Below are 22,316 nucleotides of genomic sequence, written 5' to 3'. Positions count from 1 at the left end.
TCGGTCTTCCGTTGGTCAATGCGCCTTGTACTGTGTATACTTTTCTCCCTCGTCGGCATACTCGTATTCGCCGGTGTAGACCTGCACGAGAATTTTGAAGAAGTTCTCGGCAAGCGCTTCGGCGCTGAACTTCGACATGACCTGTTCGCGACATGCTTCTCCGATTTTCCGACGTTCCTCGGGGTTATCGGCGAGAAACTGTAGATGCTCTTTCAGGGTGCCGACATCCTTTTCTGGGAAGACGAGTCCGGCGTCTCCCACTTGGAACGGTAGTGCACCGGAGTCGGATACCACCGTCGGGACTTCCGTCGCCATCGCCTGTACTGGGGAGAGTGGAAACGTGTCTATCCAGTCGTCGGTCGTGTGTGACCCGAGGACATAGCAGTCCATCGCGCGCATGTACCGAGCAACTTCTTTTTGTTCGACGAAGCCCATCATGTGGGCTCGGTGTTCAAACCCACAGTTTGCGATACGGTCTTCCACTTTCCCTCTCATATCACCGTCTCCGACTATGAGTAACCGCCAATCGGTTTCCTCTAACGGCATTGCCTCTATGAGATCGAAAATGCCTTTCTCCTCGACGAGGCGTCCGGTGAATCCGACGACGAACTCGTCGTCGAACCCGAGTTCCTCACGAACTGCGTTTCGGGCCGCCGTATCTGGGTAAAACAAGTTCTCACTGAGCCCGATCTGCGTCTGCATGAATATTGGTCGCTCGAATCCCGCTTGCCGGAGAGACCGCTTACAGCCAGGATAGTGTCCGAGCGCTGCCTCTGCGTTGCGCTCCAAATGCCACCAACGAAGTTTCTGATGCCACTCGTCTTTCGGTACTCCGAGTGCGTTCATAGAGAAGAATATGAACTTGGCGTCGGGACACCAGATATTTCGATACAGCAACCACTGATGATTAACAAAGATGTGTTCCTCGTGAAGTGAATAGATTACGTCTGGCTCAAGCTCTCGGAGTTCGTTGTCTATCGAGCGGAAGAAGTAGCTGGACCAATCCTCTACATCGGTCGTAGGGAGCGTGATGACTCTGAAATTATCTTCGCGAACGGGTTCTGGAGAGAGGACTTCACGTTCGTTGAACCAATAACTCTCCCATCGCTCTGGAACGACTAACGTCACGCTAACGGGATATTCGTCTGCGAGAATTCGCCACCTGTCCCAGACAAGTTCTCGTGATAGGCCGTGTGCTGTGACTAGTAGCTCGATCATCGTATTCTCTCACGAATCATGGATTCGACTCCTACTTAGCTCGTAGCCACCTCGTCGAAGTACGTTTGAATCATGCTTCATTAGGAACCCTCCTTATTTTCCATCACAGTCGATTCGACGATATTCCTCTCGTCTGGTTCGTAGTGTTTGCGGGAGGTACACAACGTTCCAGAGTACACAGTACGTCACGAGGAAGAAGTTGAAAACGACCCCCCTCGGTCGACGGCGTTGGTTAATTCTGTCGTTCATATCTCCATCAAACCACGGGTGACAACCCACATAATACAGCAACAGAATCTTTCGGAAAACGCCTACGACCGACTCGTGTTTGACAGAGAGTCTGATATGGTTCCTAATAGCGAAGTAACTGGCCTTAGTCGGTATCTCTTCTGTCGTTCCGGATGAATAGTGCCAAACTGGAACGTTAGTCTTCATCCGCTTGTACCCCGCACGTTGCCCACGTATCTCGAAATCCGTTTCGTCGGCATAGAGAAAGTACTCGTCGTCTAGCAGCCCGATATCGGCGAATACCAACGACTTGATGCACAAGGCCATTCCATCAATGAATTCGTCTGTGTAGTGTTGTGATGCTCGTTCCCAATCCTCTACTGCTCGTTCGAACTCTTCGAGTGGGACCGACGAGACCGTCCCGTACACGTCGAAGCCTATGAAACCGACATCGCTGTGGGCTTCGCCGGCTGCTACCGCCGCGGACAACCATTCGGGATGGACTCTGATATCGTTGTTTACGAGTACGATATACTCTGCACCTTTCTTGAGTCCATGCCGGATTCCAACGTTGTTCCCACCGGCCCAGCCACGATTTTGGTCCAATTCAGTAACGGAAATAGAGGGGTAATTCTCGCGTACGTACTCTACAGAGCCATCTGAGGAGTTGTTGTCGACCACTTCGATATCGTAATTTGGGTACGCCGTCTCCCGAATTGAGGGGAGTGCATAGTCCAGATGATCTTTGCCATTGTAATTCACGACTACGACCTGTACCTTTGGTTTCGTCCCGTTCATCTGTCTTCAAAAACTGACTGGCGCGGGCGTTTGTACATCGCTGATTGTGTCTCTTCCAACCGATTGTTCACCGGAGTACTTGAGCGCTACTACGGAACCAGTCAACTATACTGCCTGAAACCACATGTACGTCTCCTGTCCACCGGATCAAGGGTGACACAACAGCCTCCTGTCAGACTAGATAACAGAAAAGATGGAGAATTACCGGCAAGATTTTATTTCGGGTTTATAATATGGTCTGTATGCATCCAGTTTTCCACCTCTCTAACTATCTCCCCGAAGCAATCAAACAAAAATACAAGTCCTCGAACCATCCTCTGTTGCAGAGAATCGAAAATAGTCGCCTCTCTCAGAAAGCTGATGATAGATATGAACCGCTAACGGCCGACTACGATGCTGCCTCTGGTGCACCATCACACATCGTCTGTATCGTCGTTGATGGATTGAGACACGATGCCATCACCAAAAACATCGCACCATCTCTAACGTCTCAATCACCGATGAACGCGATTACCGCTGCGCCGTGGACGTTCCCGTCCGTCACTTCTATTCTGACGGGTAAGTATCCCCACCAGCACGGTGCAATGCGAAACGCTGACGGCTTACACCGTCCCTCACACCCGGTTCCACAACAGATGAGCAAGTCACACACGACGCTGCCACAAGCTTTGGCAGCGGCTGGATACGAGACCTATGGCGGGTTCGGGTTTATTACGCCGTTTTGGGCACTCAGGGGCAAATTTCAGACTCACAAGCTGTACCGCCACGCCGTCCGTGCCGACGAAATACTGGACGACCATCTCTCTTGGCTGTCGAAACACCGGACTTCTAGCACTTTCTCGTATATCCACCTAAACGACGCTCACGAACCGATTGACCCGCCCCAAGCGTATCACGAGAGACACGAGGTTGATGCCGACATCGACGTCTCCGATTGGGACTCATATGAGCCGGAGACAGAGAGCGAAGTCAGACGTTTCAAGACCCACAGAAAGCGGATCTACAGGGCAGCTGTCGATTACGTCACTGATTGTATCAAGTCATACCAGCGCGAAGTCGAAAACGAATTTGCTGACATCTTGTTCGTCGTGACCGCCGACCATGGAAAGGGATTCTGGGAGTGTTCCACGGTTGATGAAGAGCACTTTGACGACACACGCGGGTACTATTGTGTCGGCCATGGCGGTACTCCCTACGAATCTATCACACGTGTCCCCCTCGTCATCGAATCAGACCAAGTTACGCACCAATCGACACCTGTCTCGCTAGTTGACGTTTGTCCGACTATTTTAGACATAGTTGGACTGGAAGGCGCGCTTGCTTGTTCAGGCTATTCGCTCTCGTCCTCGATTCCGGATACGCGTGTTCCTATTGTCGAGGGAGTGAGATACGGCTACGAAAAAAAGGCAGTCTACCACGACGATTGGAAGTTGATCGTTTCCCGTGGTGACGACGCGACGGTTGGATTCTCGTTGCCTTCCGAAACTGTCCAGAGTATACCAGACGACGTAGCGAACCGACTGCACACGGCGGTACCCCGCTGGTTGGGTGAGGGTGACCAGTCTGACGACCGGACTCCTGAGTCTGTTGCTAAGCGGTTGGAGGAACTGGGTTATAAGTAGTCGTCTGTGGGTAGTTTGCCTAACAGAACGCTTTATTGTAAGTCGTCGTTGTATCGACGCCGCTGAGCGATTCAGTCAGGTATCAATGTTTATATTCCCCAGCGCTAAACCGACGCGCGTATCTGCCCAAACGTGACCACAGTCGCCCTTGGACTCGACGGTGCGGGCTTCGAACTCCTCCAGCCGTGGCTCGATGCCGGGAAACTCCCGGCGTTATCCCGCATCGTCGAGGACGGCGTCGCCGCCGACATGGAGAGCTGTCTGCCTCCGGTCACCTGTCCGAACTGGAAGTGCTATGCGACCGGGCGTAACCCGGGAAAACTCGGCGTGTTCTGGTGGGAACGTGTCGACCGATCGAACCGCACCATTACCACGACGAGTGCGGCTCACAACTTCGACGGCACGAACTACTGGGAGTACATGGACGGCCCTGTCGCCTCGCTCAATCTGCCGACGAGTTTCCCGCCCCACGAGGTAAACGGCGTCCACGTCGCCGGCGGGCCGGGCGCGGACCAGACGGGCTACACCGCACCGGCCTCGTTCGAAGCCGAACTCGAAGCGGAGTACGACTACCGCGTTCATCCGGAGCAGTTGTCGCTGCTACAGAGGGACGACCCCGAGAACGCCTGCGTCGAGGAGATATACGACCTCGTCGACACCCGGTTCGACGTTCTCTGTGACCTCGTATCCTCGGGGGAGTACGAGTTCGTCCACCTCTCTGTCTTCTACATCAACATGCTCCAGCACTTCTACTACGACCATCCGGTCGTCGAGGAGGCGTGGACGCGCATCGACGACCGCATCGCAGACCTCCGCTCGCTGGACGAACTCGACCACCTCGTCTTGCTCTCGGACCACGGCTCGAACCGGGTCGAGCGGTGGTTCCGGGTCAACGCGTGGCTGGCCCGCGAGGGGTATCTCGTCACCGAATCCGGTGCGAGTGACTGGCTCTACCGCGCCGGACTCACGAAACAGCGCATCCGGCGCGTGTTGAACGTGCTCCGAGTGGAGTGGTGGGCGCGCCGCGTCGTCCCCGAGCGACTGCAGTCGCTCCTGCCGACCGACGATGGCGTCGTAAAGAAAGCGGCGAAAGCAGGCGTCGTCGACTGGGAGCGATCGACCGCTATCGCCAGCGGACAAGGGCCGATATACGTCCTCGAACCGGACCCCGAAGACCGCCGTCGTGTCAGAGACGAACTCGTCGAGGCACTGGACGGCCTGACTGACGATCACGGGACGCCCATCGTCAGGGCGGCATTGCCTGCGGAGTCGGTCTACTCGGGGCCATACGTCGCCGATGGCCCGGACGTCGTCCTCGACCAGGCCCCACACGTCCACATCGACGGCGGCATCGGTGTCGACACCGTCTTCGACACCCCGCAGGACTGGCAGGGAGAGAATACGAAGACCGGCCTGTTCGCAGCCTGCGGGCCGGCGATAGACGGGGCGGCAGAGCCAGACGACGTTCATATCCTCGATCTGGCACCGACCGTTCTCCACCTGCTCGGCTATCCGGTACGAGAAGACATGGACGGCGAGGTACTGACGGGCGTCTTCGAGGCCGACTCTGAACCGGCGACCCGTTCGGTCGAGACGGTCCCGGGTTCAGCGACCCACGGTACTGGACGCGGCGACGTCTCAGAGGACGCGACTGACCGCCTCGCGGACCTCGGCTACCTATGAGCGACCGCCCGGGCGCGTTCGTCGTCTCGCTGGACACGGAACTCGCGTGGGGGACCTTCGACGTGGGGAAGATAGACCGGTACGAACCGGCCTACCGAGAGGCGCGGGGCGTCGTCGAGGACCTGTGTACGCTGTTCGACGAGTACGAGGTGCCGGCGACGTGGGCCGTGGTGGCCCATCTGCTGGAAGACTGCGGCGGGGTCCACGCAGCGGGGCCAGAACCGACGTACCCGTGGGTCGACGGCTGGCACGACGCCCTACCGTGTCGAACTGGCGTCGACCGTGACCTCTGGTACGCGCCGGATATCGTCGACCGGATACGGTCCTGTACGGTCGACCACGAGATCGGTCTCCACGGCTACACACACGTGTTGCTCGGCGAGTCCGGCTGTCACCGCGAGGCGGCCGAACGAGAGGTTGGCACCGCTATGGCGGTGGCGAACGATCACGGTCTCGACCCGCAGAGCTACGTGTTTCCCCGCAACCGAATCGGTCACAGAGACGTGTTGGCCGACGCGGGAATCGACGTATACCGCGGCCGAGACGCCCGGTGGTTCGAGCGGTGGTCGCTCCCGTCGCTCGCCCGGAAACCGCCACGATATCTCGAAGAGGCACTCCATAGAACGCCACCGTCCGTGTGGCCGCGTGAACGGGAGGGGCTGCTCGAACTCCCCGGGTCGCAGGTGTTCCGCCCGTACCACGACGGGTGGCAGTGGACACACCCCGACTCACAGCGGCGTCGGGCCGTCGCGGGACTGAACAGGGCGGCGGCCACCGGCGGCATCTTCCACCTCCGGTTCCACCCGTTCGACCTCGGGTTCGACCGGGAGAGATTGCTCGGGGTCTTCGAGTCGATTCTCGCCCACGCCGAATCGCTGTCGATCGAGGGGGCGCTCGTCCCGATGACGATGAGCGACGCGGCGACGGAGTACCACGCCGAGCGCTAGTCGGGATGGCCCGCGAGCGCTCGCTGGACCACGCGCACCACTTTTCGTTTCTCTGTCTCCCAGTTGTACCGGGTTTCGAGTGCGTCCCGGCCGTTCGCCCCCAACCGCCGGGCGCGTTCGGGATCGTCGACCAAGGTCTGGAGCGCGTCGGCGAGGGCGTCGACATCGGCCGTATCCACCGCGAGGCCGCACTCGGTCTGGTCGAGTATCTCAGCGAACCCGCCGAAATCCGGACCGACGATCGGGAGGGCGGCGTTCATGTAGTCGGGGATTTTCCGCGTATTCCACCGGGAGAGTTCGAACATCGGGACGGGTTGGTACGGCGCGACGCCGATATCGGCGCGAGCGAGGTGATCGTGGACCTCGTCGTAGTCCACTCGGCCGACGAACTGGACGGCGTCAGTGACGCCGAGTTCGTCCGCCCGACGACGGAGCTGTTCGAGTGTGTCGTCGACCGAGTCGCCGACGAGCAAGAGGGTCGTCTCCGGACGCGTCTCGCGGACCATTGCGAACGCCTCCAGCAGCATCGGGACTCCTTTCCGGTCGTTGATAGTTCCCGCGTACACCACGGTCTCGACGGCCTCGTCTCGCTTCGGGCAGGGCTTCAGCCGAGGGACGTTGTAGACGACTTCGAGATTCCGAGTGAAGCCACTGTATCGTTCCTCGAGTCGGTCGCCGTCAGTGTCGATGACGGTGATACCGTCGACGCTTCGGAGACAGACTCGTTCGAAGGTCGTCACGAGCGACGTAAACACCGGCGCGAGGCGAGTGTCGCGTTCCCCGTACCCCTCGCGGTACGGTTCGACAACGTCGTAGACGACCGGCGTTCGGGTGAGCCACCCGACGACGACGGCGAGGGGGAGCAGCGAGACGTGCGCACAGAAGAGGAGGTCCGGGTCCCGGTAGGCGATGGCGCGGAGAAACCGGACGTAGACCAGCGGGAGAAAGAGGGCGTTCAGAAGCGACGCACCGAATCCGGGGCTCGGGATCGGTTGGGTGGGGACGGCGCTTCCGGCGGCGTTCGAACTGCCGCCGCGACGCCAACAGAGTGCTGAAACGTCGTGGTTAGCCTCGGTCAGAGCCTCGGCGAACAGCTCCATCCGTGGGTTCAGGTGCGACCGGTGGAACAGGACGAGTACCGACGCCATTCGCTCGGAACTCACCGTCGGCGGCTAAGGGCTTTTCGCACCCGCGAACCCATACGAGGAAGTCGGACACCACCATTTATCTCCGTGCCCGGCTTTCTCGCGGCTAATGGCGATGTCGTTCTCCGTCCTGTTGCCGACCTACGCTGGCGACGATGCTGCGGAACTCGACACGGCGCTCGCCAGCTGTTTCGACCAGACGCGGCGACCGGACGAACTTCTCGTCGTCGAGGACGGCCCCCTCACCGACGAACTCGACGCCACGCTCGACGAGTGGGAACGGCGGTATCCGGACACGCTCCGGCGACACGCGCTCACCGAGAACGGCGGACTGGGGAACGCACTCCGCGTCGGCGTCGAGGCCGCTCGCCACCCGTGGGTCGCGCGGTTCGACGCCGACGACCACAACGTTCGGACCCGGTTCGAGACCCAGTGCCGGTACGTCGCCGACAATCCCGACGTGGACGTGCTCGGAGGCTACATCGCGGAGTTCGCCGACGACCCCGAGAACGTCGTCGCCCGCCGCGAGGTTCCGACGACCCACGCCGACATCGAGCGGATGGCGCGGTTCCGGAGTCCGATGAACCACGGGACGGTGTTGATGCGCCGGGCGGCGGTGCTGTCGGCAGGCAACTACCGGCCCGTCACCCGGATGGAGGATTACGACCTCTGGATCAGAATGCTGTGTGACGGCGCGCGGTTCGCGAACGTCCCGGAAGTACTGGTGAACGTTCGGGCGGGGGCCGAACTCGCCGGCCGCCGTGGCGGGCTGGAGTACGCCCGTGCGGAGGTTCGGCGGCAGGTGGAGTTCTATCGCCGAGGGTTCACCTCGCTCCCGGTCTTTCTGTGCAACGTGACGGCACGGACGACGTTGCGACTCGTTCCCGACCGGATGCGCCGTCTGGTGTACGCCCGATTCGCTCGCGAGCAAGGCGACGGCGTGGACCGACGGCAGTCCTGAGACGGCGGACAGAACGACCGAACGATATACGTCGGTGAGTGTTCGAATTGGTACGTATGTCGGGGCCACTGGTGAGTGTGGTGACACCGTCCTACGAGCAGGCCGAGTTCTTGGAGGACAACCTCCGGTCGGTCATGGAGCAGACCGGCCCGTCGGTGGAACACGTCGTGGTCGACGGCGGGTCGACCGATGGGTCCGTCGCCCTCCTCGAATCCTACGAGGACCGATACGACCTCCGCTGGGTGTCTGAACCCGACGACGGCCAATCGGACGCGCTCAATAAGGGCATCGAGATGGCGACCGGCCGCTGGCTCTGCTGGGTCAACTCCGACGACTATCTCCTTCCCGGTGCGCTCGACACCTTCGCCGAGGCTCGCCGCGATAACCCCGATAGCGACGTCATCTACGGCGACTTCGTCTTCGTCGACGCCGATGGAGAGGAGATTGGCCGGAAGTACAACACACGCCCCTCGCGGTTCGTCCACAAACACTACTACCAGTTCACCGGCAACCACAGCACGTTCTTCCGCCGTGGCGTCATAGAGGGCGTCGGTGGCATCGACGAGGACCTGCAGTACACGATGGACACGGAACTGTTCTGGCGACTCCTCGAGGCCGACCTCGAGATGACGCACGTCCCCGGGTTCCTCGGCGCTCGCCGACTCCACGAGGCGGCGAAGACGACGGGGGAGCCACCGGAGGCGCGTCTGGCGGAGATTCGGGCGCTCAAGTCGGGCTACGACCACACCGTCCCCGAACGGGCGCTCCCGGACAAACTGCTCACGGTCGCGGCCTTCGCTTTACAAGGGACGTATCACACGCTCGATGGCCGGCCCGAAGCCATCCGGCACATGCTGGCATGACCGCCCGCGGACCACACGCGCTGTTTCTCCTGTTCGTCCTCAGCGTCGTGTTCTCCGTCCAGTTCCCGCTCCCGCTGGTCGCCTCGCAGTACGCGTCGGTGAACCTGTCCGATCTCGTCTTGCTGGCGATCGCTGTGCTGTTCGTCCTCGAACGGCTCCGTGCCGACGACTGGCGACTCTCCCTCTCGCTGCCGTCGCCGACGGCGTGGTTTCTCGTCGCCGGTGGGTGGATGGTCGTCTCCCTAGCCGCCGCGGTCGTTCGCTCGCCGGACGTCGCCGCGGTCAACGCCCTGTGGACGCTGAAGTGGTTCGAGGTGACCGTCCTGTTCGTTCTCGCGCAGGCCTTCGCTGACCGTGTCGACTGGAACGCGTTGCTCGTCGTCCTTTCGGGAGCCGGCGTCGTCGTCGCGGTCACGACTGTCGTTCGCACCGTGTCGACCTCCGGGTTCACCCGGGTGACGGTGTTCTGGCACAACCCGAACACGCTCGCGGTGTTTCTCGCCCTGCCCGCGCTCCTCTGTCTGGCACACGGTGCCGGCCGGATCAGAGAACGGCCGCTAGAGGCGCTTGTCGCTGCCCTCGGAGGACTCTGCTGCCTTCTCGCTGTCGTCTCGACGGGGTCACGCTCGGGTCTCATCACGCTCGTCGCCGGTGTGGCTGTCACCGTCGTTCTCTCGTACCGTCGTCTCTCCGTCTCGCTACTCGTCGGCGGCGTCGGGACGGGTATCGCCGCCGGCGGCGTCCTCCTCACGACGCGCCCCAAACTGCTCGGGCGGTTCCTGCCGACCATCGCGTTTCGAGACGGAACTATCGTCTTCAGCGGTCCCGGAACCGGTGCAATATACTCCCGGTACGAACTCACACGAAAGGCGCTCGGCCTCTGGACGGATCGTCCGGTGTTCGGCTACGGGTGGTTCGCCTCGCCGGAGAACCCCACAGTTAGTTTTCTCGATGTCTTCTACACGCAGGTACTCGTCGACCTCGGACTCGTTGGGTTCGTCCTCGTCGGCGCGTTCTATCTGGTTTTGCTCCGGGCGTTCGTCGTCCAGCGGACGACGACGTCGCTCGCGGTACCCACTGCCGGGGCGGCGTGGCTGGTCGGTCTCCTCGCGGCGGGTATCGGCGGCGGCCATCCGCGCATTCCCCGCATCATGTTCCTCCTCGTCCTCGTCCTCGTCGCGGCTAACCGTCTCCGGCTACGCGGGATGGCTCCGAGTGGGCGACCGGGACGCCCGTCTCGCGGACGCTCGTTTCGCAACGATTAAACCGTCCCTCCCCGTTCGTTCAGATGCTATCGCACGGGCCGGTGGGGTAGCCTGGTATCCTTCGGCCTTCGGGTGGCCGTAACCGCGATTCGAATTCGCGCCGGCCCATTTTCACCCCACTTCGCAACGACGAGCGTTAGCGAGGAGTCCGTAGTGGCTGTGTGGATCACGCCGCACGAATTCGAGCCAGCAAGCCGCAGCGCGCGAACGAAGTGAGCGCGACCGTCTTGCCCAGTTCGAATTCGCGCCGGCCCACTACCTACAAACCCTTTTTCCGAGATCCTGATAGTTAGCGGCCGCTTTACGGGGTGGTCCGCACGACCCGCTCATATCCCAACGAGCGGCTCATCTGCGATCGCTGCGGAGCGTATCTCGAAGTCCCTGACCAGCCTGTCCAGCCACCGACGACGGCCGGAGGTGCCGCCCACGACGGTTACGCTTGGGCCCATGTCTCGTGTAGGGAACTGGGTCCGCCGATCGACCGACTCCCGAGGCGTCGACTGGTACGACCTCTGTGGCCAGTGTTTCCCCGACGGCTGGGACACCGTCGCCGCTGACGACGTCACTCCGAGCGAGCGGTCAGTCGTCTAGGCGCTCGCTGACGGCGGTCGGATGTACTACGACACGCTGGCCGAGGCGAGTGATACGTCGACGTCGGCGGTCTACCGGACGTTTGCCACGTTCGAGGTGTGCTGGCGTCCGCGAACGGTGTCGTCGATTTCGCCGACGAGGTCATGCGCGAGAAGTTCGAGGATCTGTTCGGGACTCGCCGACGCCGCTGGGCGGGTCGAGACGGCGAGACGGTGCTGGCTGGTGACAGTGCGCTGGCACGGTGGGCACGGCGCTACGGCGCAGCGGAACGTACCGGCCACCACTATGGCGAGACGTTCCTGAACGCGACGTCACGTTCGGCCACGAAAAGGGACACGTCGAGGGACTTGCTGTGTGAGTCCTCTCCGTTACCACTCCTCACGTGGCGGGAACCCCTCACCACAGCGCGGACAATATCGCATCGGGGCGCGCCATTCTTGACCGTCTTTTCCAAACGTGATTTCTCGCCCACAATTCGTGCATGCTATCTTTGGCATCGTAGTCCTCGTAGAGTCGCTGCCACACCGACGACCTATCAGGTACTCCTCGGCCAGCCATGTCAATGATGCACATTGTTGGGCGTTCGCGATAGAGAGTAGGATATGGCTATTCGCTCCGGCCCGCAGTACTAAGGATTTATCTCGTGATCTCTCTGATATGCCTCACGAGACGACTACCCGATTAGGGGAATACGCCCGCAAAAGTGTGGACGACGCTGTGCTCCAGTTCCCCCACGAGGCGTGCCACAGTATCCTCTTGAGCGTTGATCCAACTGTCGGATCCCGACTTCAATCTTTCATCAGCGGCTGTCAAGAGCAACTATGAGCGGCTATGTTGGAACTTCTTGCTACAACTCTTCGAGAAGCCTTTCGGCCCTCTCGTCACCGATACCGTCGGCCTGCTAGAGGTCGTCGACATCGGCCGCGTCGAGGTCGAGTACGACGCCGTCGAGACCGCACCCAGCGAGTTGACCGATACCGGGTCGGAGGTCTACGTCGTCGACGAAGCGGCATCGTTCACCGACCGGTTGGTGGCGGCGAGTACGAACGGCGACGACCCCGACGCCTTCCCGCAACTCGTTGCGACCGCCTTCTCGTGGCCGGGGTTCGAGGCTCAGTGGATCGACGGTGGGAATCTCTCGTTGGTAGCGGTCACCGGTTTCGCATTCAGTCGGTGACTACGAGAGTCCGCCAGCGCTCGAGTGCGGCAACTGACCATCAGCTATCGAGCGTTTCTGTGAGTTCGACTTCGTCGTTGTCTCCGCCACCGATGACCCGCACATGTGGGTACGCGAATCGGAAATCTTCGCCCTCGCGTTCGTTGATTTCAGTCAGCACGTTCGATTTGACGCGGCCGGTCGTTTCGGGTTCGTTCACCCAAAAATACAGACGGAGGCTGATGCCCGAATCAGCGAACGCCCGAATCTGACACGTCGGATCAAACGTTATCCAGAGGTCGTCGTCAATCTCTATTCGGCGTTGCTCGTCGACAACGTAGTCCGGATGTCGGACGGCGTCAACGACATCATCAACAGCTTGAGCCGCAAGTTCGACTTCTCTCTTTGCGGCCTCAACGTCTGAGTCGTATGTCACGAGCATATCGACGGAGATCCGCCTTGCATCACCGTTACGTGAATGATTCACGATATCTTTCGTCCGGATCTTCCAGGTCGGAATTGTCAGGTACTCGTTGTCGAGCGTGATCAGTTTGACGTGAGTCAGTGAGAAGTCGTCGACGATACCACGAACTCCACTGGCCTGCAACTCGATGACGTCACCCTCGTCGAACCGACGACCGTACTGGAGCGCGAGACCATTCATCAGAAGCCCGACGAGGGGCGCTAACACGATACCGAGCAGGAGTGCGACGATACTCGGTGACCCGACGACTGCAAAGAGGTCTACCCCGACGACGACCAGGCCGACAGCGATAGCACCAGTCAGTACTACACAGCGTGCGACGAAGACGAGGTTATGTCCGATCGACCAGGTCCAGAACGGTTCGTCGGCTGCCCGATGCAGGAACCACTCTCCAGCATACCCACTCAGCAGCCAGCTTCCAATATTTATCCCCCCGAAGAAGACAGCCAGTAGTACTGGCTCGGGAATCGCTTGCCCACCGATCTGGAGTACCCTCGTCGTTCCGGTGGCCGCTGCTTGTATGAATATCCCCGTCTCCTCAACTGTGGCCATCGAAATCGTCATAGCGACCACGAATATACCCTACTTACAACGATTACCGCTATTAAAATACCGACCGTAGCTACTGGTTATCGCAATGTGTGAGGCTACCAAAAAGAGTATATGTCATCTCTTACCATATATTGCCATCACGTAGATTGCGGTCGTATGGGGCCATGGACATGACTTGCGGTGGCGTGCAGTGTGAACCCACGAATGAGGATGCCCGAAATACTTCAACGCGTACCCGAGCCAACTGAGTCTGACATCGATGCCGGGGACAGGGCCGAGAGTTACTGGTTAGCCGATGATGCCGCGTATCACCTCAAGTTGGACGTGCGCAAAGACGACTACACTCTCTCATGGGTGACATCGTTCTCGGCTGCCCAGTTCGTGCGATCCGTCATCGACATCGACGGGATGGGAAAAAAGACTGTTCAGGGTGAGTGTACCATCGACGGCGTGACCCGTCACTTCGAGATGGGGGAGTTAGTGTTCGTCATAACTGTCGATGAGTTCCCAGAGCGGTGTAGTTACTGCAAAGCGAAAGACGAATTCGAGGGTCGGAAAGTCGAGATCGACTGGGTAGCAATCGATGAGAACGCACACATCGAACTCACTGCCAACCGTGTACCCGTCGCTGAGTTTCGTGACTTCATTCATACATCCATAGACTCCGACGTGATCGGTGATGGGCGAGTCGAGACAACCATCAAAGAAGCGGGCTCACTTGTCCGTTCGAAACAACAACTGGAATACTGAATCATGGGGCGAGGGTCAAGCGGGTGGGTTCAAAAGTTACTACCCGGCAAACACTCACAGAGTGATAACTGCGTCGACAACGCCGACACAGGTGGTGTCAGGGCAGTCACGTATACGCACAACGGGGTGCAGAAATGTACTATACTGTCCACCCAGCCACGTGCCGAACAGCAGACCGCGATTCGAACCTCCAGAAACCAGGCGTTTTTTATCCATCTCATAGCAAAGCCAGGGCCAAACTTGGGCGTCAAGCGGACTGAACGATGTAATATCGGCTTCAACACCGGTCGATCGCAGGCCCACAGTAAGCACTTCGATCTGCAGGTCCCGAACCCGGGAGCCAGTTCGGGGACAATCGAGATCGAAATTTGGGAAACGCCCGTCCGTATCTCAAATACGTCTTCGAAGCGATTCAAGCAGTTAGCACAGCTTCACGACACACTGGAAGTCGAGGTCGGAATTAACTGAATCGTGGGCAGTCGTTGCGGCTACCTGTCGGCTGTTTCTGCGCCGCACCTCGATAGATGACCTGCGTGTCAGTCTGGCATCACCCTCCGAGCTATTTTCGATGGGAGACAGTTTTGCTTCCACTCTCTGACTACTTACGTTCTTATCATTGCAATTTGGATTTATGTGTGTTGGCCGCTCTATGCTGTGAATGCCCTCTCAAAAACGATCAGAAGTCGACAATCAGTGAACATACAGTTCAAAGAGTGGGTCGGACTTTGAGCTGTTTTCCTGTGGCTACGTCAGATTCGCCGCATCGTCGTCACGTCCCCCTCCTTTCAGTCACCCGCCACTGACAACCAGTCCGGATAGCCTCAACTCGCTCGAAGCTGCCATCCGATCGCGGTTCGGACTCGACCTTTCGCTTCGGGCCACGCACCGGCTCGTAGACGAAACCGTTCGGTTCGGCGACGGCGTCGGTCACGCCTCGACACCTCGCACGAGACCGCCGACCAGAGGTCCACCGACACGTGAGCCCTCGTCCCACCTGCGCTCGTCTCGCGTGTACTCACACCATGCCCAGCATCCGGACGGGCGTCGCGGCCAGTTCGGCCCTCTCGGCGTCGTCGCCTTCCACCACAACGATTGCCTGTTCATAGCTGTCCCAGTCGTGAGCACCGCCGACGCCGCCGACGCGAACTTGTGAACGACCTCGGTTTCGAATCCGACGATGAGTGACACCCGAATCCACAACCCGATTCGACAGCACAGTGAGCACACAAGAATCCGGATTTGTTCTGAATCACGCCGCCCCATCTCAGCTATATGTCACCACGTGAGACGACGGACAGCAGTACCCGACGAAGTGGTATCAAACACGATACTAATCCATAGTTATAGACCGCTTCGTACCCGATGGCTGTACATCGATGAGGTACGAACTGGCGGGTTATCGCCGTGTCTTCGGTATCGCGCTGCTCGCCGCCTGTTACGCTGCTATCGGACTCACGACGTCGTCGACGCTGCTCGTCGAGGTGGGTATGTCGTACCGTGATTCGTCGTATCTCCTTGGCATCCTCGTGCTCACGTACATCTGTCGGCCGTTTCTCGCGGTGCCCGCGACACCGATCAACGTGTTCGTCGCGTACGTGTACGGCCCCGTCGGCTTCGTTCTTATTCAACTCGGGACGGTACTCTCGACGGTGCCCTCGTTCGTCGCCGGCCACGTGTCGAGTTCGTCCACTGGTCTCACCGGTCGCTTCGCCGACGTACAGGCGCGTCTCGGTGGGTTCCGCTCGATGCTCGTCATCACTCTGTTACCGATTCCCCTGGACGTCGTCGGGTACAGCGCCGGATTGGCACGCATTCGGCGGCGTGATTTCCTCGCCGGACTGTTCGTAGGTGCCGTCCCGTGGTCGCTGGGTCAGACTCTCGCGGGCTGGTCGCTCCAGCGCTATCGGGCGGCCACAGGAGACGGACTCGTGTGGCTCGTCGTCGTCTGCACCCTCCTCGCGTTTCTCGTTTTGGCACCGATACTGTACCAGGAGCATTCGTCTGGTTGACCGTTGTACGTCTGGTACACCGCAGTCATTATTGGTTTCTATTCGAAAGGAACGCCAATGTCGATTCTGAACGAGGACGGGACGCCGGTCAGAGCGCTCGTCGTCGCGTTGCTGCTCTCCGTCTCGGCGCTCGCCGTCCGGGCGATATACTTTTTCCGCCGGGGTCGAATTACGCCGCCGGATTCCGGGACGTATCTCGGTCTCTGCGAGGCATCCAAGACGACGCCGCTCGTGCTCCTCACCGGTGATTACGGGATCGAGTACGCGGGGTTTCTGCTCCCGTTCTGTGGGCTGACGAACCTCACCGGGTCGACACTTCCGTGGGTCACCGTACAGATTCTTCTCGGCTCTGTGACCGCTGGACTCCTCTTTTTGAGCGGTCGGCGGTTGTTCTCGTCGCGAGCGGGTATCGTCGCCGGTGGGCTCTGGGTGTTCGTCTGGGACGCCTTCAGATGGGACGTCGCACTGCTCTCCGATTCGGTGTTCGTCTTCGCTGTCGCGCTCTCGATCTACGCGTTGGCGTATTACCGCGACGAGGGGACGCTACGGGCACGAGCGGGCGTGTTCGCCACACTGGCGTTTCTCACGATAACGCGTCCGTTCGGTGGGCCACTACTCGTGGGATGGATGCTGTGGAATCTCTTGCCCGACGACGACTCCCGCCAGATACGGCTCTTCGGCCGTAAAATCGCTATCGGTGGTGCGGTCGTCGCCATCGTCGTGATGGTCGTCGTCTTCTCTACGCGGACGGCGTGGGCGTCGGACCACGTTTTGGACGTCTACCGGAACGGGTGGATCTTCTGGCAAGGACGGAATCAGGCGGTCGTCGGAAGCTACGCGTACACGCCGACGCCCGCCCCGACGCTCCCAGCGTTCGTCGTCGCGAATGCCGCTCCCGTCGCCGTGATGGGCCTCATCAAGACCGTCACGTTGTTCTATCCCGGTCCGCTGTACGTCCGAGCGAGTCCGTTCTGGTTCGCGATGCATCTGGCATCGTTGCTTCCGGCCGTCGTGTTCGGGTGGGTCGGTATCGTCAATCTCGTCCGGAACCGACATCCGAGTGTCGGCGTCGTCGTGACGCCCATCGCCGTCGTCACCGGTATCGTCGCGCTGACGTTCATCGACGCGGGATGGCGATACCGGGCGCCGTTGCTCCCGGCGCTGTTCCTCACAGCGGGGTACGGAGTGGCGACGAACGTGCGACTGATGCGTTGCTGGGATTGGGTCGTTCGACAGGGGATCCGTGTTCTGGGAACGCCGCCGGCACCACGTACGAGTCCCTACCGACCCGACGAGGAGCGCCTGCACGAAACCGTCCGAGGCCTCTCTCACGACGACCTCTCAGAGATAGCGGTGTACGGCTATCTCCACCCGATGCAGGCCGTACGTGAACTGTTCTTCGCACGGGGGCATCTCGTGATGGCGCTCCTAGACGACCCCGACCGGTTCGTCGATGTCGGCTGTGGACCGGGACTCCTCCTGAACAGCGAGTCCGGTGGCATCGGCGTCGACATCCGACCGCACGTCGGTCGGTCGTACCTCGACGCCGTCGGTGACGACTCGCCCATCGTCGCGGGGACCGTCACCTCGATCCCGCTACAGACGGGTTCCGCCGACGCTGTCGTCGCGATGGACATGCTCGAACACATCTCGGATCTGGCGCACGCGAGCGACGAGATTGCCCGCGTCATCGACGAGGACGGACAGTTGCTCGTCTGTGGGCCGACAGAGAACGTCATCTACGAACTCGGTAGACGGTTCGGTGGCTTCAGCGGTGCCGACCACAAGACGACCGTCGGTGACATCGACGATCAATTGCAGGCCAACGGGTGGACACGCGTGAAGAAGCGAGACCTGCGAATCGTGTTCCCGCTGTTCTCGGTGTTCGTCTACGAACGGCGGACCTGATCTCGCCGAGCGGGAAACATTACAAAAGCCCATCGCGGAACACCGTGAGAAAGTACCGCCCGAAGCGCGTCGCCGTCTCCGCGGGCAGCTAGGAGACTGCCGTCGGGAACTCGTGAGCAATCTCGCGTTCGACATCGACGAGTCACGTACTGGAACTCGGAAGCCGAATCGACGCCGGCCAGATCGTCGTCGGCCTCCGCCGCCGTTCGCGGACCGACCGCATCGGCTACGGCAACGTCTCGCACGTGCCCCTCCAGACTGTCACTCGCCCGGTCGCCACGGTACCGCTTCCGGAGTACCAGACGACGGCGGCGTGAAGGTGGCTGGGCAGGCAGTCTGCGGACGCCCGGACACGACACACCTAACAGCCCCGACAGCCACCACCGACTATGCGCCAGTTCGTCGTCGTCGGTCACGACGCTCCCACGACGCCCGACTTCTCGCTCGACGACCTCGCCGGGGCCGCCGGCCGTCTCGACGTGCTCTGTCGCTGTGTCAACAGCGCGTTCTTCCTGAGCCACGACATCCGCGAGGACGTCCGTACGCACCTCGTCCTCGCCGACGAGTACACCGTCACCTTCGAGGGAAGCGACCTCCGTCGGCTGAACCCCGACGAGCGGTCGACGGCGGCGCTCGTCCGCAACGCCCTCGAAGAGCGCGAGGAGGCTATCGGCCACATCCCCGTCGAGACGTCGCCCGGTGTCTCGCTCACCCGTCGCGGATTCGAGGCGACGCTCGACGACGTTGCTCGGGACGGCACCGTCGTCCAACTTCACGAAGACGGCGACTCTGTCGTCGACGTCGAGACGCCGACAGACCCGGTGTTCGTCCTCTCGGACCACCACGACTTCGCTGCGAGCGAGGCCGACCTACTGGCCGAGGCCGCCGACGAGCGCGTCTCACTTGGCCCCGAACGACTGCACGCCGACCACGCCATCACGGTCGCACACAACTACCTCGATACGGCCGGCTTTACGCGGTACTGACCGGCCCCAGAAGACATTTCCCTCGCGCTCCCGACGACGCCGTATGATGCAGGACGGCGCTCCGAACGGCCGGGTTCCGCGAGGCACCGCGGCGCTATACGCACAGTGGGGTGGCTGACCGGATGGCGGAGCCAACACTCGACCGGCGGACGCTGCTGGCGTCGCTGGCGGGTGCCGGCGCGGCGTCGGTCGCCGGTTGTTCGGTCTTCGACGGCGGCGAGGACGGCGACGCGAGCGAGGTAGAGAGCGACCGAGCGAGGGAACTCGCCACCCGCTTTGCGCCGACGCTGTACTTCGACGAGAACGAACCGTGGTTCCCGACCGATCCACGACCCTACACCAGCGAGCGCGACGGCGAGACAGTCGTCGACGGGTTCGACGCCTTCGACGGCTATCACGAGCGGTTCACCGGCGAGCAACCACCGGACCCGACGGTGTTCTATCACGCCGTCGAGTACGAGGACTCGCCGCTGGCGGTCGTCCAGTTCTGGCTGTACTCCGCGTTCGACCAGTTCACGACCAACTTTCACTGGCACGACTGGGAGGTACTGCACGTCTTCGTGGATAGCGAGGGACAAAGTCCCTCGGACAGTCGGACGCAGTCCGACGATACGGAGACCGACGAGCCCCAACTGTACGTCGCCAGTTCCCACTCCCGGAAGGTGCCGAACAACGAGTTCCTCGATCCCGACCCGGAGGGGGTGCCGCGCATTCTCTCGGAACTGGGCTCGCACTCCAGTGCGCTGTCGGTCAACGACTCGCTCGACGAGTTCCAGCGACTCCCGGAGGGGGCCGCCCTCGCCGACATCACCAACAGCGCTATCGAGACGCTGGAGGACGTGGCGGCCATCCCCTTCGCCTACGGGTTGCCGCGCGACGAGGGGTATCGACTGCCGTACGTCGTCCCCGAGTACGAGGGCGCGCCGCTGTACGACCACCCCGACCTCCCGTCCGTCGAGCGCTCGGACCTCGTCAGCGACGCGCTGACGGTGCGCTCGCTGGACTCGCTCTCGTCGCCGCCGACGGACCTGCCCGACCGGTCGACGGGACTCGTCTTCAAACACGCCGAGCGCGAGGGCGGCGACGAGGCCGATATCGAGTACGACCTCGTTCCGACCGGCGAGCTAGAGTCCATCGCGGATTTCACCGGGCCGCAGTTGAGCTTCGAGTTCGCCGTCCCCGAGTTCGGCGAGGACGCCGTCGCGGGCCACATCACGACGACGGGTGCGCCGTGGGGCCAACCCCGCTACGAGAACCCGGCGGCGGACATCACCGAACCGAACCACCGGGCGGCGCTGGCCGAGCGCTACGACGCCATCGGCGAGGCCGCCTCCATCAACACCGTCGTCGCCAGCATCTCCGAGGCCGTCCCGAGCGGCGACGCGCCCGAAGACGAGGGCCTGACCACGCAGTCGTCGACCGTCGAGGCGTTCGCGCTGCTGGAGAGCGACCCCGAGGCCGTCCCGACGTTCAACGGCGTCGCCGCCGTGCGGGACGTGCCGGCGGGCGAGCACCGCCTGACGGTCAACCGCGCGGGGGCGGCCCCGCACAGCGAACCGGTCTCGGTCGCCGACGAGGGCGGCCCGACGCTCGCCGGTGTCGACGGCGAGATACCGACCGTCGCAACCGAACGCGCCCGGAAAGTCGAACTGGACCCGGCCGAGGCCGACAGCGACCTGACCGACCTCGCCGTCGAGGACGACTTCGCGGGCCGACTGTACGACGCGCCGCTCTCCGGCCCGGACGCGGTGTACGTCCACGACGGCGGTGCCTACACGGCGGCGGTCCGGGACGCCGACGACGCCGTCGGCGCGTTCCGCGTGAACCCGGACCCGGCAGCCGACGAGGCCGTCCGCATCGAGCGACCCAACACCGGGAAAGCGTCGCTGTCGACGTTCCTCGCGGACATCTCGGCGGAGACGCAGACCGAAATCCAGGACCTCACGGAGACCGACACCGCGACCGAAGTCGGCGGCGCGGCGGCTATCACCGGCCTCACGCAGGCGCTCGGTGCCGTCGCCGACGCGGCGCGGCGGGCGGCCGAACGGGCCGAGGCCGGCGACGCCGCCGGCGCTGACAAACGACTCCGGGGCCTCCGGACCGCGCTGGAGCAGGTCCGCGACCGACTGGCAGAAGCGCGCGAGGCACTGCCGCCGGCACTCGCGACTGCCGCCGAGAAGCGGCTGAATCAGGCTGACAGGCGAGCCCAACAGGCACTCGACCAAGCGAAGCTCTGAGTCACGCTCGACGCTGCTCCGCGTCGGCGGTCAGGACCCCAGCCAGCGCGCGGCACCGCCGGCCAGCATCACGAGTGCACCGGCGACGAACGTGCCGGGAATCGGGAGCGCGAACAGGAGCGCGCCGCAAACGAGCACTATCGAGGATACTCTCATCGGGATCACGCTACAAGCGCCGCCCGGATACGCACTGGCCTTGCAATCGCCACGGGTTTATCAGTCGCCACCCCAGACCCGCGCATGGCAGACGACCTCGCATGGGAGACGCTAGCGACGAAGACGGCCTACACCTGCCCGGGGTTCGACGTGGTCCACGAGGACGTGCGCCTGCCCGACGGGACCGAGTCGGACTTCGACTTCCTCCGGGAGGGCGACAGCGTCGTGATACTGCCGTTCACCGCCGACGGCGACGTCGTCGTCATCGAGGAGTGGCGGCAGGCGGTCAAGCGGGTCAACCGCGCGCTCCCGGCCGGGAGCGTGGAGGCCGACGACGACGCGCCGCGGGCGGCCGTGTCCCGTGAACTCCGGGAGGAGACGGGCTACGAGGCCGACGAGGTCAGCCACCTCTACACGGCGGAACCGGCCAACGGCTACGCGGACTCGGTGTTCCACTACTTCCTCGCCGAGGGGTGTACGCCGACGGCCGAACAGGACTTAGACTTCAACGAGTCCATCCGCGTCGAGACGACGGCCTTCGAGGCGCTACTGGCGTCGCTGCGAACCGGTGACCTACAGGACGGCCGGTCGGCGGTCGGGGTGATGTACTACGCGCTGTTCGAGCGGTAGCGACGGCCGGAGGCCATGTGTCTCCTTGACGGGGGCGAGCCAAACACTACACTGTTATATTTCTGCGTTTCGAACCGTGAATTAGCTTCCGGGGTGGGGGCCCCAATGTCGGCACCGTCTATCGGGT

At 61.7% G+C, this 22,316-nt stretch carries 17 protein-coding genes, 1 tRNA gene and 1 pseudogene; 14 read left to right on the top strand and 5 right to left on the bottom strand.

The genetic code is table 11. The features are described 5' to 3' along the window. Positions 1–15: 15 nt before the first annotated feature. Positions 16–1,218: a glycosyltransferase family 4 protein gene (locus NDI85_RS11780; protein ID WP_188996261.1), complete on the bottom strand. Its 1,203-nt coding sequence runs from the start codon at positions 1,216–1,218 to the stop codon at positions 16–18. A 93-nt stretch (positions 1,219–1,311) separates the two neighbouring features. Further along, on the bottom strand, positions 1,312–2,244 hold the full coding sequence (locus tag NDI85_RS11775) for a glycosyltransferase family 2 protein (RefSeq protein WP_310915865.1): 933 nt from the start codon (positions 2,242–2,244) through the stop codon (positions 1,312–1,314). Positions 2,245–2,486: 242 nt separating this feature from the next. Between NDI85_RS11775 and NDI85_RS11770 the strand changes: the two genes are divergently transcribed. The 3 genes from NDI85_RS11770 (at position 2,487) to NDI85_RS11760 (ending at position 6,496) form a co-directional block, all read left to right on the top strand. Beyond that, positions 2,487–3,866, top strand: coding sequence for a sulfatase (locus NDI85_RS11770; RefSeq protein ID WP_188996265.1), 1,380 nt, complete (start codon positions 2,487–2,489; stop codon positions 3,864–3,866). A gap of 132 nt (positions 3,867–3,998) precedes the next feature. Continuing rightward, positions 3,999–5,549 carry an alkaline phosphatase family protein gene (locus tag NDI85_RS11765; RefSeq protein ID WP_310915864.1) on the top strand — a complete coding sequence of 517 codons (1,551 nt, stop codon included), beginning with the start codon at positions 3,999–4,001 and terminating at the stop codon, positions 5,547–5,549. Further along, the gene (locus tag NDI85_RS11760; protein ID WP_310915863.1) at positions 5,546–6,496 is read left to right on the top strand and encodes a polysaccharide deacetylase family protein; all 951 of its coding nucleotides are present in this window, start codon (positions 5,546–5,548) and stop codon (positions 6,494–6,496) included. Before NDI85_RS11765 ends, NDI85_RS11760 begins: the two co-directional genes overlap by 4 nt. On the opposite strand, the gene NDI85_RS11755 is transcribed toward NDI85_RS11760, so the two are convergent. After that, on the bottom strand, positions 6,493–7,644 hold the full coding sequence (locus tag NDI85_RS11755; protein WP_310915862.1) for a glycosyltransferase family 4 protein: 1,152 nt from the start codon (positions 7,642–7,644) through the stop codon (positions 6,493–6,495). The two genes, NDI85_RS11760 and NDI85_RS11755, sit on opposite strands and share 4 nt — an antisense overlap. Positions 7,645–7,750: 106 nt before the next feature. Between NDI85_RS11755 and NDI85_RS11750 the strand changes: the two genes are divergently transcribed. The 5 genes from NDI85_RS11750 to NDI85_RS11730 all read left to right on the top strand — a co-directional run bounded on the left by NDI85_RS11750 (position 7,751) and on the right by NDI85_RS11730 (position 12,498). Continuing rightward, positions 7,751–8,602, top strand: coding sequence for a glycosyltransferase (locus NDI85_RS11750; RefSeq protein WP_310915861.1), 852 nt, complete (start codon positions 7,751–7,753; stop codon positions 8,600–8,602). Positions 8,603–8,658: 56 nt separating this feature from the next. After that, positions 8,659–9,465, top strand: a complete 807-nt coding sequence (locus NDI85_RS11745; RefSeq protein ID WP_188996275.1) for a glycosyltransferase family 2 protein — start codon at positions 8,659–8,661, stop codon at positions 9,463–9,465. Then, positions 9,462–10,730, top strand: a complete 1,269-nt coding sequence (locus NDI85_RS11740; RefSeq protein WP_310915860.1) for an O-antigen ligase family protein — start codon at positions 9,462–9,464, stop codon at positions 10,728–10,730. The genes NDI85_RS11745 and NDI85_RS11740 overlap by 4 nt, the downstream gene beginning before the upstream one ends. A gap of 35 nt (positions 10,731–10,765) precedes the next feature. Continuing rightward, positions 10,766–10,838 (top strand) — tRNA-Pro (locus tag NDI85_RS11735). A 1,327-nt stretch (positions 10,839–12,165) separates the two neighbouring features. Next, positions 12,166–12,498: a hypothetical protein gene (locus NDI85_RS11730; protein ID WP_310915859.1), complete on the top strand. Its 333-nt coding sequence runs from the start codon at positions 12,166–12,168 to the stop codon at positions 12,496–12,498. 40 nt (positions 12,499–12,538) lie between these two features. Here NDI85_RS11730 and NDI85_RS11725 read toward each other — a convergent pair whose 3' ends face one another. Beyond that, complete coding sequence (locus NDI85_RS11725; RefSeq protein ID WP_310915858.1) at positions 12,539–13,513, bottom strand: mechanosensitive ion channel domain-containing protein; 975 nt, start codon at positions 13,511–13,513, stop codon at positions 12,539–12,541. 210 nt (positions 13,514–13,723) lie between these two features. Here NDI85_RS11725 and NDI85_RS11720 point away from each other — a divergent pair, with 210 nt between their 5' ends. Then, the gene (locus NDI85_RS11720) at positions 13,724–14,263 is read left to right on the top strand and encodes a hypothetical protein (protein WP_188996354.1); all 540 of its coding nucleotides are present in this window, start codon (positions 13,724–13,726) and stop codon (positions 14,261–14,263) included. Positions 14,264–15,012: 749 nt separating this feature from the next. On the opposite strand, the pseudogene NDI85_RS11715 reads toward NDI85_RS11720, so the two are convergent. Continuing rightward, a pseudogene (locus NDI85_RS11715) lies at positions 15,013–15,194 on the bottom strand (hypothetical protein). 445 nt (positions 15,195–15,639) lie between these two features. On the opposite strand from NDI85_RS11715, the gene NDI85_RS11710 reads away from it, so the two are divergent. The 5 genes from NDI85_RS11710 to NDI85_RS11690 all read left to right on the top strand — a co-directional run bounded on the left by NDI85_RS11710 (position 15,640) and on the right by NDI85_RS11690 (position 22,189). Continuing rightward, entirely contained in the window at positions 15,640–16,272 is a 633-nt protein-coding gene (locus NDI85_RS11710) for a VTT domain-containing protein (RefSeq protein WP_310915856.1), read from the top strand. Between the two features lie 57 nt (positions 16,273–16,329). Further along, positions 16,330–18,180 (top strand): methyltransferase domain-containing protein, encoded by a 1,851-nt coding sequence (locus tag NDI85_RS11705; protein WP_310915855.1) that lies wholly within the window; start codon positions 16,330–16,332, stop codon positions 18,178–18,180. 389 nt (positions 18,181–18,569) lie between these two features. Next, complete coding sequence (gene trmY, locus NDI85_RS11700; protein WP_310915854.1) at positions 18,570–19,166, top strand: tRNA (pseudouridine(54)-N(1))-methyltransferase TrmY; 597 nt, start codon at positions 18,570–18,572, stop codon at positions 19,164–19,166. Positions 19,167–19,288: 122 nt separating this feature from the next. Next, positions 19,289–21,403: a hypothetical protein gene (locus tag NDI85_RS11695; RefSeq protein ID WP_188996362.1), complete on the top strand. Its 2,115-nt coding sequence runs from the start codon at positions 19,289–19,291 to the stop codon at positions 21,401–21,403. A gap of 240 nt (positions 21,404–21,643) precedes the next feature. After that, complete coding sequence (locus NDI85_RS11690) at positions 21,644–22,189, top strand: NUDIX hydrolase (protein WP_188996364.1); 546 nt, start codon at positions 21,644–21,646, stop codon at positions 22,187–22,189. The last annotated feature ends 127 nt before the right edge of the window (positions 22,190–22,316 follow it).

This window comes from Haloarcula sp. S1AR25-4, from assembly GCF_031624555.1.
GTDB classification, from domain to species: domain Archaea; phylum Halobacteriota; class Halobacteria; order Halobacteriales; family Haloarculaceae; genus Haloarcula; species Haloarcula pellucida.
Note: the sequence above shows the minus strand (reverse complement) of the source record. Positions and strands in the feature narration are given on the sequence as shown.

Coding starts and splice junctions, on each gene's coding strand:
- NDI85_RS11780 (WP_188996261.1), bottom strand. CDS start 1,218: ATGATCGAGCTACTAGTCACAGCACACGGCCTATCACGAGAACTTGTC.
- NDI85_RS11775 (WP_310915865.1), bottom strand. CDS start 2,244: ATGAACGGGACGAAACCAAAGGTACAGGTCGTAGTCGTGAATTACAAT.
- NDI85_RS11770 (WP_188996265.1), top strand. CDS start 2,487: ATGCATCCAGTTTTCCACCTCTCTAACTATCTCCCCGAAGCAATCAAA.
- NDI85_RS11760 (WP_310915863.1), top strand. CDS start 5,546: ATGAGCGACCGCCCGGGCGCGTTCGTCGTCTCGCTGGACACGGAACTC.
- NDI85_RS11755 (WP_310915862.1), bottom strand. CDS start 7,644: ATGGCGTCGGTACTCGTCCTGTTCCACCGGTCGCACCTGAACCCACGG.
- NDI85_RS11750 (WP_310915861.1), top strand. CDS start 7,751: ATGGCGATGTCGTTCTCCGTCCTGTTGCCGACCTACGCTGGCGACGAT.
- NDI85_RS11745 (WP_188996275.1), top strand. CDS start 8,659: ATGTCGGGGCCACTGGTGAGTGTGGTGACACCGTCCTACGAGCAGGCC.
- NDI85_RS11740 (WP_310915860.1), top strand. CDS start 9,462: ATGACCGCCCGCGGACCACACGCGCTGTTTCTCCTGTTCGTCCTCAGC.
- NDI85_RS11725 (WP_310915858.1), bottom strand. CDS start 13,513: ATGGCCACAGTTGAGGAGACGGGGATATTCATACAAGCAGCGGCCACC.
- NDI85_RS11720 (WP_188996354.1), top strand. CDS start 13,724: ATGCCCGAAATACTTCAACGCGTACCCGAGCCAACTGAGTCTGACATC.
- NDI85_RS11710 (WP_310915856.1), top strand. CDS start 15,640: ATGAGGTACGAACTGGCGGGTTATCGCCGTGTCTTCGGTATCGCGCTG.
- NDI85_RS11705 (WP_310915855.1), top strand. CDS start 16,330: ATGTCGATTCTGAACGAGGACGGGACGCCGGTCAGAGCGCTCGTCGTC.
- trmY (WP_310915854.1), top strand. CDS start 18,570: ATGCGCCAGTTCGTCGTCGTCGGTCACGACGCTCCCACGACGCCCGAC.
- NDI85_RS11695 (WP_188996362.1), top strand. CDS start 19,289: ATGGCGGAGCCAACACTCGACCGGCGGACGCTGCTGGCGTCGCTGGCG.
- NDI85_RS11690 (WP_188996364.1), top strand. CDS start 21,644: ATGGCAGACGACCTCGCATGGGAGACGCTAGCGACGAAGACGGCCTAC.